The organism is Vibrio eleionomae (assembly GCF_009874545.1).
Taxonomy (GTDB): domain Bacteria; phylum Pseudomonadota; class Gammaproteobacteria; order Enterobacterales; family Vibrionaceae; genus Vibrio; species Vibrio nitrifigilis.
Genome location: NZ_WEKT01000039.1, coordinates 15,562 through 31,511 on the forward strand (window position 1 = coordinate 15,562; position 15,950 = coordinate 31,511).

The window sequence follows — 15,950 nt, forward strand, 5'->3', positions numbered from 1 at the left end:
GGTGACAAACACAGACAGAGTTTGGGGTTAAATGAAAAGAATGGTATTTAAAAGCATACAAAATGCAGGGAATTAACCGACTAGATAAGATAATCGCCTGATGATAAACAATAAAAAAGCGACCTAATCAATAGGTCGCCATTCATACCAAGAAGAGAGTTGGTATAATTATGCAACGGCAGCAAATGCAGTCGCTACTTTTTCTAAATTCGCTTCATTCAAACCAGCAACACACATACGGCCACTAGCAATTAAATAGATGCCATGTTCTTCACGTAGTGCATCCACTTGTGCTTCACTAAAGCCCGTGTAACTGAACATACCATTTTGTTTCACTAGGAAGCTGAAGTCTTTTTCTGGACAAAGCGTTTGTAACCGTTCATAAAGTGCATGACGAACACCGCTCATACGGGCGCGCATTTCTTCTACTTCTGCTAGCCATTTGGCTTTCAAATCTGACCCTAAAACGCCAGTAACCAGTTGCGAGCCATATTTAGCAGGGCTTGAGTAATTACGGCGCACAGTTGCTTTGAGCTGACCTTGTACATTTGCCGCAACGTCCGCATTCTCACAAACAATCGATAAGCCACCGACGCGCTCACCGTACAAAGAAAATGTTTTAGAAAATGAGTTACTAACAAGAAACGTCGCTGTGGTGTTTTCTGCCAATGTACGAATCACATACGCATCTTGATCAACACTTTCGGCGAATCCTTGATAAGCCATATCAAAAAATGGAATCAATTGACGTTCAACAACCACATCGATCACTTTGTCCCATTGTGCGGTATTCAAATCCACACCCGTTGGGTTATGACAACATGGGTGCAATAACACAATTGTTTTAGCGGGTAGTGTTGAAAGAGCCGCTAACATACCATCAAAATTCAACATCTTCGTTTCATTATCAAAGTATGGATAAGTCGCCGTCTCGAAACCTGCACCTTGGAAAATCGCGTGGTGGTTTTCCCAAGTTGGGTCGCTGACGTAAACTTTGGAATCAGGGAAATAGTGTTTTAAGAAATCACCACCAATCATCAATGCACCAGAACCACCTAAACTGTGGATTGTTGCTACGCGCTGTGCGTTGACTGCTGGATGATTGTCGCCAAATACCAACGATTGCACAGCACTGCGATAAGCTGGCACACCATCCATTGGTAGATAAATGCATGGTTCTTCAGGTTGGCTATTCAGAGTTTGCTTTGCAGCTTTTACAGATTCCAGTGTCGGAATAGTTCCTTCACCATCGTAATAGAGTCCAATACTCAAATTGACCTTACCGTCTCGCTCATCAGCGAAAAACTTTTCCATTAAAGACAGGATAGGGTCGCCCGCATATGGGCTCACATGTTCTAACACAGTCATACTCCTTACTGACTAGGCTCTATACGATTGTTGCGGTGATTTAACGCAATAATAAGATGCCGGCAATCTAAATCACTGCACGGCTAAAAATTGGCGCAATAGTAACACTGCCTTAGATAGGACACCATACTGATTTAGCCCTTACGGCTATCCATTCTAAAGTAGGATTACATCCTTACATTTGTAGGTAAATTAAACATGCTCGTAACACAAAATCAAGTAATATTGCGCCACGTATGCATTTTAAATGCATACGTGTCGATAATACGCATGAATTATGCATTGGTGCCGTTATTCACCAATAACGATGCCGTTTTCTTTTACTCGATCTAAAACCACAGAGGTTTTTATATGAGAGATAGCCTTCGTTCCGAATATACGATTAATCAGATCGTTTAGACTATTGAGATCAGATACGACGCACCGCAAAGTATAATCCCCATCTCCTGTGGTTTTATACGCATCGAAAACCGCTGATTCACTATGAATATAAGATAAAAATCGCTCAGCTTTTTCTGTTTCATGGCTCAATAGTTTTACTTCAACCATTGCCACTACTTCTTGTTTCAGAGCCTGTGGCGAGAGCCTGGCTTGATAACCGAGAATAAATTGCTGCTGCTCAAGCTGGATACGGCGGCGAGAACACTGTGAGGGCGATAGCCCAACTAAATCACTCAGCTCTTGGCTGGTTAGTCGACCATTTTCTTGTAGCAGTGTCAGTATTTTTATGTCGTATTGATCAGTTTGGTAAGAAGTCATGTGTTGTTAATCCTGTACATCCTTTGGATTGTTGATGCCACCTTCCATTTGATAGCATTTGACGTTGCGATAAGAAATGAAATTAGACGATAGCTGACAAAGCATTGCAATACACGCAACACATTTTCTCGCACAGTACTACAAACCTTTTACATGCCATTCATCAAGTTGAATACCCACACTATATAAGTGGTTACCAATATAACGATAACTTTGTTATTTATTTAACCAAAGCGATCAAAAAACAAAGCAGTTTTTATATTTAGCCCACAAAACCATTTATTTTATAAATATATCAATATGTATCATAAGATTTGACAAAAACATGACATATGTTTCAATGTGTTTCAGAGTATTATGACAACCTAATGAATGAACAGTGTACAATTACAATTAAGTCACTGGTTAGATACATCTGAAGATAATACCAAACGACTGTTGACTAACATATTTACCCCCAATTGGCTTTGAGGACCTCATGAGTAATAAACACCGCCAAGTGTTTGTTTACATGCTAAAAGAATTCGAGCAATGTGACACGACTTATTGGCTAAAAAAATGTGGTGAAGATAAACGCAATGTCTTAAATAGACTGGTGAATTTTTACTTCAAACATAGAAAAAACCGTGCCCATCTTATTTTGACCAGTGGTCTTACTCCAAAAGAGCGCTTTAATAAAGAAGTGTCTGTTTTAGAGTATGCCAGCAACCATGGCCTATCGACCCCAGAAGTTGTTTTTAAAGGTCGCTCAATGTTTGTAACCAAAAATGCAGGTACGCCAATTCATCGCCAACCGGAAGATAAGCAAAAAGAACTCTTTTGGAAAGCCACCGATGTTTTATGCGATTTTCATCGTAATGGATTAATTCACGGGCGTCCCGCCATGCGAGACATCGTAGTGAATGAAACGGGTAAAGTGACATTTCTGGATTTTGAAGAAGCAAGATTAACTAGCACCCCCTCTTTGCGCACGCGCGACTTCCTTTTATTTTTGCTAGATTCTTACCGTCTCAAAGGGATTACCCAAGAAATACGTTTATCTGTACTCATGTATTGGTATCAAGAATTTGGAGAAAATACGCAACGCACTTTCCATTGGGTTGAAAGTGTATTGAATCGTCTTGGTTGGATTGCAAAACTCGTACTCATGTGCCGTAAAAATCGATTATCAACACAATTACTGGCTTTACGTGAATTGCTAAGAGAATTTGAAGTAAAAAAGCGCAATCTCGAACATTCAGTGGCTTTAGATCACTAAACCATCACCACCACTGAATTAATTCATTTCATATTAGAGTAACCCAATCCACTGCCTAGAATGTCTGCAAGGATGCGACATTCTCAGGTAATCGATGGGTTGTTCTGTCACTATCCGACACCTTATCAGATAGAACTCGACACGGATTACCAGCCGCAACCGCGCATGCTGGGATATCATGAGTAACAACTGATCCACTCTCGATAATGGCGCCATCACCAATCGTCACGCCACCTAAGATCGTACAGTGATCACCAATCCAAACATTATCACCAAGCTTGATTGGTTTGGCATAAGCCAAGGCATTTAAGCGCTCATCAACGACCAGAGAGTGGCTAGAACAGGCGAAACACACTCCCGTTCCGATATAAGCATTATTACCGATTTCTATTTCAGCGCTATCAAGCATAGTGCAATGAGGTTTCACTACTGCACCACCGCGAAAATGAATATTGAAACCGAAATCACATTGAAATTCTGGTTCAATCACCGTTGTTCCCTGACTGTCTCCAAGTAGCTCTGACAGCAATAGAGTTCGTTGAAGTTGCTCGTCTGCAGAAGTTCGGTTGTACTGATACGTTCTCTTATAAGCTTTTAATTGTAAGCGTTGTAGTTCGGGATCCATCGCCGGGTACCACTCGCTGCATATTTTTTTTTGTCGCTCACTCAAGGTAAATCTCCTACCTTATTGTCGATCTGTTAATCACATCGATCCGCTAGTGACCAATGTAATAGTCACTATAGCGCTAAACAGAATAACAACTTTGCGACCTACTGAACAAGACTGCACCAAAAAAGACCGACGAATTATCGAACCTGGTCGATATTGGAGCATAGCTCGCTACATAATGGTGCTTATGTAGTGAATTTATAGCCAAATGAGCCAAAACGCCTCACAATACGTTATTCCCTAAATTAAAAAACCGCAAGCGCAAGCACTTGCGGTTTTAATATCATTTGAAATGTTCGTTGAATAACGATGAGTTACATGTAGTAACTAAAGCCTAACCAAATTGCACGGCCTTTTTGGTAACGGGCACCTGATGCTGTATCTGTATCAGGCAACTTATTAAACAAATTTGTGACCTCAGCTTCAATATTAAGTTGCTGGGTATCTGTATCAATAAGTTTATACATTGCTTTCATATCTACGCTGGTAAACGCATCGCGTTCAACTTCGTCATAAACATTATAGTAACCACCATCTACTTCGATTATATCATCGGTATCTTCAAGGGCATTATATTTACCGCGATATTTTACAGCAGTATTGGTAATTAAACGTTCATTAAACCAATCTGCTGTCCAAGAAATCGTCGCAGTCATAGGAGCAGCAAAGTTAGTCGCCTCCGCTGAGGAATATAGCTCAGATTCTGTCATCAAATCACCGTGGTAATACACTGTATCTGAATACTCTACATTTGAATCATAGTCTTCTTGACCATATGACTTAGTTTTAGACCAAGTGACTTGGGCACCAAACTTATGATGTTCAAAACCGCCGTTCCATTTGATCGTATAACCTTGATAGTCCCCTTTCCCATCGTTAGTCATGTTGTAGTAAGAGCCATCATCATCGGTAATTTTATCACTTCTCGAAAAGCGATCTCTGTAATGACGGAAATTAGCTTCTAGAGCGACTGTACCCTCTAAGAAAGTAGGAACGATAAACTTCAAGCTGAGCTCGTCGGTATGAGGCGTTTTCAAATCCGAAACATTGTAATTTGTTGTACTACTGGTTGTTACCTCTTCCCATTCTCCTATTTCGCCTGTAGAGCTATTAACCGTTCTTTTATAGCGGGTAGTGGCAGCTATTTTATCTCTCAGTGCGTAAGTTAATTGGTTGTTAGAGTAATAACGGTTTAGACCAACGTTGAAATAAGTATCTGGCATGAACTCCCAACTTATGCTCGAACGTGGAGATAAATTATAGTTATCCAAGTAATTATCGTGATCCAAGCGTAACCCCAACCTAACTTGGACGGGACCAATTCCTCTCGTATATTCAGACCAAAGCGCTTGAGTGGCATAACCTACAGATGTGTAGTTTTCTGGATAGAGAAGTGCATAGCGGTCGACACTGCCAGAATTACATGAAACGTCCCCATCATCACAATCCCAATCTCCAGCCAACGGAGAGTAATAGCTGTAAAAATCGGACAACCGATTACGCTGAACTTTGGTATATTTTAACTCGGAACCTGCTGCTAAATTGCCCCCTAATACCGGGGTATCAATTTTAAATGTCCATTCATAATCTTTCTGACTAATGTCGAGATCGCCATACCCGCCAGATCGGCAAGTTGTCGATGTACACCAGTCTACCGAAGTACCTTTATATATCGCTTGGTAATTTTCAGATCTTTTTCCAAGTTCACTATCTGTCGCAGCAAATTTGGACTCCCATGTCGTCAAGCCAACATAACCATTTGCTTTAATATAACCTTGAAGACCATCCGTCTTATGAGTGGTGTCATTATTGATTCGGTTAGCATTCGCATAATCTGAACGATAAGGGCTGTATATTATCTGGCCTCTAAACGTAAGGTCGTCTCGATATTCATATAACCCTTTTAGTAAATAGATTTCTGATGTGTCGCCATTATGATAACTACTACCGCCATAACTTTCATCTTTAGTGTATTTAACTGAAGATTCACCTCTAGAATAAGAAGCCAATAACGAAAGTTTATCCGTTACTGGTAAGTCAAAACTGACTGTCCCTTTATATTTACTGTACTCTGGTGGATCCGTAATTGTTTCGTCTTCAGCTAGATCACTCTTGTTATAAATGTAATCAACGAAAGAGTCATTTTGGTATTTACCAGACATAGACATATGAAATTCTTTCTTGGGATCACGAATTTCATAATTCACCGCACCGCCTAAAAAACTACCGTATTCAGCAGAAACATTCGATGTCATGACATCCGCTCTTTCCAATAATGATGAATCAACATACATGGATTGAGCGGTAATACCTGCTACATCTTCTATAGAACCATAGTTATTATTACTAACATCTAATACGGAGTTTACTCCGATGCCATCAATCATGATGTTATTTTCGTAATAGTTACTACCATTAATTGCAAAATCAGCGGGACGCAAAGATTGAATATTTTCTTCATTCACCTGGTCGTTATTTACGTCCAACTGGACGCCAGGAAGACTCTCTATAACTTCTGTTGTATCGAGCCCTGTCATGGTACTTTGCTTAATGGCATCTTGGCTGATAACGGTTTTCCCCGTATCGATAGGATCGTAACTTTGGATCGGTGCGGTTGCGCCTTTTTGTCCTACTTTTGATTCGGTTTTTTGCGCGGTATCGACTACCTCAATACTACCTAGATCAATAGGTTGTGATTCCCCTAGTGCGTAGAAAGGTAGCGCTGCAACCACTGCTGCGCTAAGAATAGACTTTTTCATTTTTTATAATTTCTTTGTTTGCTGTCAGAGTTGGAACTCTGCATCATAACTTTGGAAACAATAATGATAATGAAATTAATTCTCAGTAACAATATATTGTTACACTTTGAAATAATATTTATACAATTCTGGTCTATTCGATGCGCACCTATATTTTTTTGCTATTAATATTTATATCTACTAATGTACTTTCCAACCCAAAATGGGATTCTAAATTAGTAGTTAGTAATTTAGATAACGGGTTCAAATATGTTATCTACCCCAGTACAAATAAAGCTGAACCCTTTAATCTGCGTTTAATTGTTCATGCAGGTTCAATCGATGATTCTATTCCAGGGATTGCTCATATTCTTGAGCACATGTCATTTCGTACTAATACGGTCTATGGCACCACTGTCCATCAATATCTAGATAAAATTGGTTGGAAAACGGGTAAGCAAGTCAATGCTCTTACACGCGCAGCAGAAACTCAATTTATGATTCGTACTCGCCCTGATGATGCAATTGACCTTCATCAGTCGATTCAGATGTTAGCGAATCTATCCCTGCATTCAGCAATCTTATCTCGTGATTGGCATATTGAACGTAAGGTGATCTTAGAAGAATTACGCATGGATGAAAGCGTAGCCAAAAGAATTAATGATCAAAAGAAAGCGATTATTCGCCACAACTCGCATTACGTGAATGGACCAACGATTGGGTTTCGTAACACCATTAAAAAAATAACGGCTGCTGATATTCGTGCTTTTCACGATAAATATTACGTGCCTGACAATATGACCTTAATTATCAGCGGTTATGTTGATCCCAACAAAGCAACAGAGTGGATTAAACAATCGTTTTCTGGGCATTACCACATAGCACCTCAACGTGATTATCTTGAACTGCCTCTATTTAAAGAACTTTACATGGGCAAAGTACAAGATCCACAAGGTTCATCTTCTTACGTTACGTTTGGTAATCGTTTAACACTGGCGAGTAAAAGTACTGATTTAGGTATTGAGCAGCGTCTACAAAACTACGTGTTGCGTAAATTGATCCGCCTGCATATGAATCGGGTCAAGCAAGCATATAAAGATGACTCAGCCATCAAAACCATCTTTATGACGATTAAAGAAGCGACACCAGAGCGAATCATCGTTGCATTGCGTATTCGTAGTAAACACCATGCGAAAGCACTAAACATTGCGCTTAAAGAGTGGCAACGTTTATCTCAAGTAGGCTTTAACAAAGAAGATCTTGCGACCGTTCGCGCACAAGCGCTACAAACGCTGGTAAACAATGAAGCATTGATTAAACAGCGCCGCTATACGGATTGGGAAGACAAAATCACCTCGGCCATTATGCAAGAAGGAGTATTAGAAAGTTATTCTGACAGTGAACCGCACCTACGCCGGTTACTCCATGCGATGACCGTTGATTCCTTAAATCAACGACTACACACCTTACTTTCTAGCCAAGATCAATTTTTGATCTACCAAGCGCCTCAATCGGTTACTTTAACGCTGCCAACAAAAGAAAAGGTGAAAAAAACGCTTAATGACTACGCTCAGGCTAAATTTTCTCCTTTGCCATCAGCGACAGAATCAATAAAAGCGACAACTTCGCCCCAACCGCCTAAATTACCATCAATCAAGTGGCCTAATTTAAAAGCGTCTCCACACATTGCAAGCAAGCAAGTTTGGGGCTCCGCTAACGTAACCCGTTGGTCATTAAAAAATGGCGATGAAGTCGTTTGGCTGAATCGTAAAAACAGTGATAACGCACTTTATATCAAAGTGCTGTCCAATTCTGGATATGCAAATACCCATAAACCATCATGGCGCGCTCAAACCGCTGCACAAATTTGGCAACAGAGTGATGCGACATTTGCTTCCCAAAAAGCAATTAAGCAATGGGCTGAGTTAGAAAAAACAACATGGCAATGGAAACAGCAAGAAAACGCCTTAGATCTGAGCTTACGGGTGATGCCTACACATTTGGATCAGGCGTTTCGTCTCTATGCGACGATGCATCATACAATAGCTTTAACAGATGCTGAGTGGTTACAAACACAGCATGATTTGCTACAACAAACCTCTTTAACCGAGCAAGATAAAGACAGTATTCAACAGACCACAGCTGCTGAGCTACGTAATGATATTGCTGATATGCAGGCACAACCCAACACCATCTACATTGTTGGCGATTTGAATGAGCAGCAAATCCAAGAGAATATCTTGCCTTATCTCTCAGCACTAAAACGTGACACAAAAACAGCTATTATACCATTACGTGACACGATAAAACCGGTGAATTCAAAGCAAATTGAGCACGTATTTCACACCAATAAAGCCGTGGTGGAAATAAAGGGCCAAACCCCAATGCCATGGACCCCGGAAACGAGTTTTAGTCTTTCGAGCCTTAATCCCATTATTCAACAGGCTTTAAAAAACGAACTTCGCCACAAATTGGGAGGCATTTACAAGGTTGATTTTGAGCTTACCCTGTCACGTGACAATCTTGTGCATACTAATATGAGATTCTCATGCGATCCTAATCGCGTAGAAGAACTGATCGCCGCAAGCCGTCGCGTCTATCACAACCTAGCAAGTAGCATTGCGCAATACAATTTGCCTCAACTTCGTTCTGATATCGATTACGCGGAGCGCATGCGTTTGTCTAGCCCGAATACATGGTTAAACCGCTTAGCATTGAGTTTTGAACGTTACCAATCACCACAATATTTGCAGTCGATGAGTACTCTTAAACAACACATCACGGCCGCTCGCTTAGTTCAATGGGTGCAGGAGATTTTTCCACAACCAACTCATCAAATAACGATAAGTCTTCCTTTAGACAAGGCATAACACTCAATAAGCGCCACTAAGAAAGGCGCATCACTAGCCAAATATGGCATTAAATACACATAGGGGTATCTTTACATGTTGAATGACACTTGGGCTTTAGCGACCGCAATCCCGCTGATTCTATGTTCATTGATCGCACTGTCATTGATTTTTGACCGCGGATTTGCTGTTCTAGGCCACAGAGCACTGGGCGAGACTAAGCATCAAGAGGTATCTGACCTTCTCAAACAAGGGCAGATTGAACAAGCTAAAACAACAGTGAGCGACTTTTCAAAATCTTATCAACAAGCTATTGGTGAATTAAATGCCACCAGCAAGCTTGATAAACACCTACGTGAAGAAGCGCTCAGCTTATGGTTAGGTCGTTATACCAAACAGTTACGCCGACGTTTATCCGGTTTAACAACCGTGGCCACTCTCGCACCAATGCTCGGACTATTAGGCACAATTGTCGGTCTTATGCGCTCATTCCATGATATTGGTTTAAGTCATGGCCCGGTCGAACCCGCTATTGTTGCTGATGGTTTATGGCAAGCGTTATCTACGACGGCGGCGGGAATGGTCATCGCGGTGATTTGCGTCATGTGTCATGCCCTATTTCAATCACGTATTCGTTATCATTTGAGTGATGTTACCGACCTACTCAATCAATTTACCTTATCTCAAGAAATTCACGAGGTAAGCCATGATTAAGAACCCTGCTCTGGAAGAGGAGCAACAAGCCTCTGAGCCGCTCACGGCTATGATTGATGTTATCTTTACGCTGATCGCTTTTATGATGTTAATGATCAACGCTCCCTTAGTAGGGATGGATGTCAAGCTTCCAAGTACCGAGCAACATGCCCAAAGTATCAACGTCAATCCACATACGGTCACGATTTCCGTTTTAAAGGAGAAAAGCGTCTGGTTTTTAGATGATGCCCCGCTGAACTCCGAACAACTAAAAGCAAAGCTAACCGAATTGAAGGCGGCTCACCCTGATACAAAAGTGATCGTAAACAGTGATAACGATGTGCCAATGCAACGTATGGTCACCCTATTTACTTTAATGCAGTCAGTGCCACTGGATGTCACTCATATCGCCTTAAAAGAGGCCGCGAAGTAACATGGCCAGCTTAACTCAACAAAGATTTCATATAAGTTGGGGGCTTTCTATTGCAGTCCACTTGATCATCGCTATGGGTGTGTTGTGGCAAGTGACGACACATACGAGTTTGACTAAAAAATCCGAACAACGTTTGACCATTTCATTGGGTTTACAAGCAGCGTTGGCGGGTGCAAACCATACTGTCGCTCACACTGCGCAACAAAGTGCCAAGCAAGTGAGCCCTAAAGAAAAGCCCATTAAGCCGATAAAAGAACGGGTAAAACCACAACCAGAAAAGAAGATCGAACCACCCAAAATAGTGAAGCACGCTGTGGTGAAAAAAACCCAGCAGCCGCCAAAAGAGCAAGAGAAAGTCGTTAAGAAAGTTCCCAAAAAAAAAGCCCGAACACAAAGTAGTAAAGGTACAAACAAGCCAAAGGGCTATTGCCCAGCGTGCAACGAAAGAAACACAAAGTGGCTTAAAGGGAACTAACGGTTCGAAGAAGTCTGCCGATACACGCAAAGAAACGGGAACGGCAAACAGTGCGGCTGTTGCGAATGCTGAACAACAATATGATTATTTGGTTCGTCAGCATCTCCTTTCTCACAAGCGTACACCTAAGCTTCTTAATTCGGGGCGAACTCGAGGAGCGGTAACGTTACACTTTATATTAAATAAAGAAGGCAAAGTCATTAAAGCTGAGATTACGAACCCATCTCGGATTAAAGCGTTTAATAAAGCTGCGGTAAAAATGTTGGCTCATGCCAATCCTTTTCCTAAAGCACCTTCTGAAGTCACATGGTCACAGCGCGATTTTCGCATCGTGATTACTTACGATATCCGCTAACGCGATACTCTCCCCATATCCCGTAACAGGGAACTTCTGTTACGGGATATTCCTCTAATAATAGTGTCATCTATATTGACCTATGACTGCACCCGAAACCATTCTGATATGCACACCGTCTTATTGTTATCAATAGAGCATGTTTTCCACGTTATCTATATACAGTTTGCTGTCGGACACATGGCATAAACACCAAAATAACGATAAATGCTGGGATGAAAAAATAGCGTCGATATTCTATTTGAGAATGACAAACGACGTATAAATAATCACTCTCTATATACCCCTTACGAGTGGTGATTTTTCACCCAAAAAGAATAAGAACTTTAAATGTCATCTATGTTACAAAACGATGACACAGAATAGCTTTCAGCTATTAAAATTAGAGACACATTAGACACAAACCTATCAATCACGCCTTTTAAATACCTTACAAATATTTCATTAATATTTCAAAACCGCAAAATTAGCCCCTCAATAACGGAAAGTTATTTTTAAAAATGAAACTTTATCTTCTAAAAATATGGCCATAACATCCCTTCTCGAAACAACAAGTCAATCTTTTAGGGATTCAAAAATGAAAAAATTCGCTGTATTAGCTGCTTCATTATCCATGCTTTCTGCGGGCGCATTCGCTGCAGATACCATCAACGGTGCAGGTGCAACTTTTCCATATCCTGTGTATATGAAGTGGGCTAAACAATATCAGTCAGAAACTGGCATGAAACTGAACTATCAAGCAATTGGTTCAGGCGGCGGTATTAAACAAATTTCAGCAAAAACTGTTGATTTCGGTGCATCTGATGCCCCTCTCAGCAAACAACAACTAGACAAGCTTGGTCTAGTTCAGTTCCCAGCAGTGATGGGCTCAATTGTCCCTGTTGTTAACGTAAAAGGAATTAAAGCAGGCGAACTTAAAATCTCAGGTGAACTTTTAGCCGACATCTATATGGGCAAAGTAAAATACTGGGATGCAAAAGAAGTGAAAGTAGATAACGCATCTCTAAAACTTCCTCACCAACCTATTGTTACTGTTCACCGTTCTGACGCATCTGGTACTTCTTTCAACTACACAGGTTACCTTGCTAAAGCAAGTAATGACTGGAAAGAAAAAGTAGGTCAAGGCAAAGAAGTGGTATGGCCAAAAGCGGCGATGAACTTAGGTGGTAAAGGTAACGCTGGCGTTGCTAACCTAGTTAAACGTACTCCTGGTGCTATCGGCTATGTTGAATACGCATATGCAGAACAGAACAAACTGATCTACACAGCAATGAAAAACAAAGCTGGTCACTTCGTTGAGCCTTCTTTGAAATCTTTCCAAGCTGCTGCAGCTAACGCAGATTGGAAAGCAGCCCCTGGCTTCGCGGTTGACCTAAATAATCAGCCTGGCGCGGAATCATGGCCGATGACTGCAGCAACCTTCATCCTAATGTACAAAGACCAAACTAACGCGAAAACTGCGAAAGAAGTATTGGATTTCTTTGAATGGGGTTACGAGCATGGTGATCTAGCTACAGGCCTAGGTTATGTACCAATGCCAAAATCGGTTGTTTCAATGGTAAACGACATGTGGTCTAAAGACATCAAAGCAAACGGCAACGCCGTTTACTAAGTGTCAGAGTTTATTAAAAGTGACCTCTGGCAGAAGCTAGGGGTCTTATTCCATCTAATAAAAACGGTATGAATCTGTGATTGCTTCTCACGCTATTTATGATCGTTGTTTTAAACAAGGTAGCTTTTCTAGTGCCTTGCTGATTACCGTAATGATGGCGGCGATTTTTGCTACCCTAGTGGGTGGCGCAATGCCAGCAATACGAGAATTCGGTCTTTCTTTTGTTTTCAGTACGTCCTGGGATCCTATTAATTTTGTTTTCGGTGCGGGTAACGCACTTTATGGTACTCTTGTTTCTTCGATCATCGCGGTAATTATCGCTACCCCTATCGGTATCGCAATTGCCATTACACTTTCTGAATTATTGCCTAAGTGGGTGTCTTACCCAGTAGGCCTTGCAATTGAACTGCTCTCAGCCGTGCCAAGTATTATTTACGGTATGTGGGGATTGTTCGTGTTTGCACCTTGGTTCGCTGAAGGCCCGCAATTGTGGATGCTTGAACATTTAAGCACCATTCCTGTTGTAGGTACGTTATTCAGCGGTGCGCCGTTAGGCCAAGGCTTATTAACCGCAGGTATCATTCTTGCGTTTATGATTTTGCCAATCCTAACGTCTTTAATTAAAGATGCTCTTTCAACGATACCTAACGTATTACGCGAATCGTCATACGGTATTGGTGCCAACACGTTTGAAGTCATCAGTAAAATTCTTTTGCCTTCGATCAAAAGCTCTATTTTCGGCGCTTTCATCTTGGCTCTAGGACGCGCATTAGGTGAAACCATGGCGGTTACTTTTGTTATTGGTAACTCGCAAGACATCAGTTCATCGCTATTTATGCCAGCGACCTCTATCTCTGCAACCATAGCAAACCAATTTAACGAAGCAGACGGCATTAAGATGTCATCTTTGATGGCGCTTGGCTTGGTTCTGTTCGTCGTCACCTTCTTGGTGATGGGTTATGCACGTTTGCAGTTTAGAAAAAATAAGGCGGCGTAATCATGAAACTAAGAAAGTTTAAAAACTGGCTGTTTAAAGCTGCTTGTTTCGCAGCAACGACCATTGGTCTTTTTATTCTAGCGGCCATCATGTATAGCCTAATTAGTAAAGGCACTGCAGCACTATCTCTCGATGTCTTTACTAAATCACTCCCTGCACCTGGCGACAGTGACGGCGGCTTAGCGAATGCTATCGTTGGTTCATTGATGATCAGTGTGCTAGGTATTCTCATTGCCATTCCGATTGGTGTAATGGCAGGCACTTGGCTTGCAGAGTTTGGCAAAGACTCTGCTATCGCTGATACCATTCGTTTTATGAACGGTATGTTGATGTCTTCACCATCGATCTTGATTGGTCTGTTTGTTTACTTAATTTTTGTTGCGCCATTCCACCACTTCTCAGGTTGGGCTGGTGCGATTTCACTGGCCATTATTGCCCTACCAATGATCATTTCAACGACAGAAGAAATGCTGAAATTGGTACCTCCTAGCCTACGTGAAGCAGGCGCAGGTATTGGTGCACCAATATGGAAAGTAACAACAGCTCTGAGCTACCGCAGTGTCGGCGCAGGTATTATTACGGGTATCTTGCTATCGTTTGCGCGTATCTCAGGGGAAACAGCACCATTGCTGTTCACCTCTCTAAGTAACTCATTTATGTCTTTGGATATGGCAGGCCCAATGGCTAACCTTCCTGTGACAATATATAACTTGGCTATGAGCCCATATGAAACGTGGAATAACCTCGCCTGGACAGGCGCATTAATCATCACGACCAGTATTCTGGCACTTAATATTCTTTCACGTTCCATCCCAGCAATTATGAATAGGCGGAAAATATGATGACCACGTTTGCTGAATCAGAGACAATCAACCCGATGAATGTTGACACAAACTCACAAGCGCTTTCCGAAAAACGCATGAGCGTTGAAGGTCTAAACTTCTTTTACAACGAAAGTGTGCAAGCGTTGTACAACATCAACATGCCTATTTATAAGAACCGTGTGACTGCGATCATCGGTCCATCAGGCTGTGGTAAATCAACGCTACTACGTACACTGAACCGTATTTATAAGCTTTATCCAAAGCAGTCAGCAAAAGGCAAAATCATCCTTGATGAGACCAACATCTTGGACAATAACTACGACCTAAACCAATTGCGTGGTGAAGTCGGTATGATTTTCCAAAAGCCGACACCATTCCCGATGTCTATCTACGAAAACATCGCATTTGGTATTCGCTTAAAAGAAAGCCTATCGAAAAAAGAGATGGATGAACGCGTACAACAAGCACTAGAGCAAGGCCGTTTATGGAAAGAAGTAAAAGATAAGTTGCATACGGATGCATCTGGTCTTTCCGGTGGCCAGCAACAGCGTTTGTGTATTGCCCGTGCCATTGCATTAAAACCTGAAGTTTTATTGATGGACGAACCAACATCAGCACTCGACCCAATCGCAACACAAGGGATTGAAGAACTGATCACTAAATTACGTCGCGACTTTACGATTGTGATCGTAACCCACAATATGCAGCAGGCTAAGCGTATTTCAGATTACACTGCCTTTATGCACTTGGGTAAACTGATTGAGTTTGACCGTACCGAAACCATCTTCAACGCACCTGCAGAGCAGATGACTGCAGATTACGTGGGTGGCCACTTCGGTTAACCAATATTGACTGACTTGTTATTTCGTTTCTTTAAAGGTGCTAGCAATAGCACCTTTTCTTTTTCCATTCATCATTG

At 41.5% G+C, this 15,950-nt stretch carries 14 protein-coding genes; 10 read left to right on the top strand and 4 right to left on the bottom strand.

Annotation, left to right across the window (positions count from 1 at the left end; translation table 11 throughout):
• Positions 1-168: 168 nt before the first annotated feature.
• Positions 169-1,362 (bottom strand): amino acid aminotransferase, encoded by a 1,194-nt coding sequence (locus F9817_RS16960; RefSeq protein ID WP_329604817.1) that lies wholly within the window; start codon positions 1,360-1,362, stop codon positions 169-171.
• Between the two features lie 297 nt (positions 1,363-1,659).
• A complete protein-coding gene (locus tag F9817_RS16965) occupies positions 1,660-2,127 on the bottom strand; it encodes an Lrp/AsnC family transcriptional regulator (protein ID WP_161157348.1) in 468 nt (155 codons plus the stop codon).
• Between the two features lie 478 nt (positions 2,128-2,605).
• Between F9817_RS16965 and F9817_RS16970 the strand changes: the two genes are divergently transcribed.
• Complete coding sequence (locus F9817_RS16970) at positions 2,606-3,385, top strand: BUD32 family EKC/KEOPS complex subunit (protein WP_161157349.1); 780 nt, start codon at positions 2,606-2,608, stop codon at positions 3,383-3,385.
• Between the two features lie 55 nt (positions 3,386-3,440).
• Here F9817_RS16970 and F9817_RS16975 read toward each other — a convergent pair whose 3' ends face one another.
• A complete protein-coding gene (locus tag F9817_RS16975) occupies positions 3,441-4,055 on the bottom strand; it encodes a sugar O-acetyltransferase (RefSeq protein ID WP_161157350.1) in 615 nt (204 codons plus the stop codon).
• Between the two features lie 314 nt (positions 4,056-4,369).
• The gene (locus F9817_RS16980; RefSeq protein WP_161157351.1) at positions 4,370-6,814 is read right to left on the bottom strand and encodes a TonB-dependent receptor plug domain-containing protein; all 2,445 of its coding nucleotides are present in this window, start codon (positions 6,812-6,814) and stop codon (positions 4,370-4,372) included.
• 140 nt (positions 6,815-6,954) lie between these two features.
• On the opposite strand from F9817_RS16980, the gene F9817_RS16985 reads away from it, so the two are divergent.
• The 9 genes from F9817_RS16985 (at position 6,955) to pstB (ending at position 15,873) form a co-directional block, all read left to right on the top strand.
• Complete coding sequence (locus tag F9817_RS16985) at positions 6,955-9,663, top strand: M16 family metallopeptidase (protein ID WP_161157352.1); 2,709 nt, start codon at positions 6,955-6,957, stop codon at positions 9,661-9,663.
• A 75-nt stretch (positions 9,664-9,738) separates the two neighbouring features.
• Complete coding sequence (locus F9817_RS16990) at positions 9,739-10,356, top strand: MotA/TolQ/ExbB proton channel family protein (protein ID WP_161157353.1); 618 nt, start codon at positions 9,739-9,741, stop codon at positions 10,354-10,356.
• Positions 10,349-10,768: an ExbD/TolR family protein gene (locus tag F9817_RS16995; protein ID WP_161157354.1), complete on the top strand. Its 420-nt coding sequence runs from the start codon at positions 10,349-10,351 to the stop codon at positions 10,766-10,768. The genes F9817_RS16990 and F9817_RS16995 overlap by 8 nt, the downstream gene beginning before the upstream one ends.
• 1 nt (position 10,769) lies before the next feature.
• Positions 10,770-11,243, top strand: coding sequence for a hypothetical protein (locus tag F9817_RS17000; RefSeq protein WP_161157355.1), 474 nt, complete (start codon positions 10,770-10,772; stop codon positions 11,241-11,243).
• Positions 11,194-11,598, top strand: coding sequence for an energy transducer TonB family protein (locus tag F9817_RS17005; protein WP_345789742.1), 405 nt, complete (start codon positions 11,194-11,196; stop codon positions 11,596-11,598). Before F9817_RS17000 ends, F9817_RS17005 begins: the two co-directional genes overlap by 50 nt.
• Before the next feature lie 577 nt (positions 11,599-12,175).
• On the top strand, positions 12,176-13,210 hold the full coding sequence (gene pstS / locus F9817_RS17010) for a phosphate ABC transporter substrate-binding protein PstS (protein WP_161157357.1): 1,035 nt from the start codon (positions 12,176-12,178) through the stop codon (positions 13,208-13,210).
• A 76-nt stretch (positions 13,211-13,286) separates the two neighbouring features.
• Positions 13,287-14,207 (top strand): phosphate ABC transporter permease subunit PstC, encoded by a 921-nt coding sequence (gene pstC / locus F9817_RS17015; RefSeq protein ID WP_161157358.1) that lies wholly within the window; start codon positions 13,287-13,289, stop codon positions 14,205-14,207.
• 2 nt (positions 14,208-14,209) lie between these two features.
• Positions 14,210-15,049 carry a phosphate ABC transporter permease PstA gene (pstA, locus tag F9817_RS17020; protein ID WP_161157359.1) on the top strand — a complete coding sequence of 280 codons (840 nt, stop codon included), beginning with the start codon at positions 14,210-14,212 and terminating at the stop codon, positions 15,047-15,049.
• A 35-nt stretch (positions 15,050-15,084) separates the two neighbouring features.
• Positions 15,085-15,873, top strand: a complete 789-nt coding sequence (gene pstB, locus F9817_RS17025; protein ID WP_202436503.1) for a phosphate ABC transporter ATP-binding protein PstB — start codon at positions 15,085-15,087, stop codon at positions 15,871-15,873.
• The last annotated feature ends 77 nt before the right edge of the window (positions 15,874-15,950 follow it).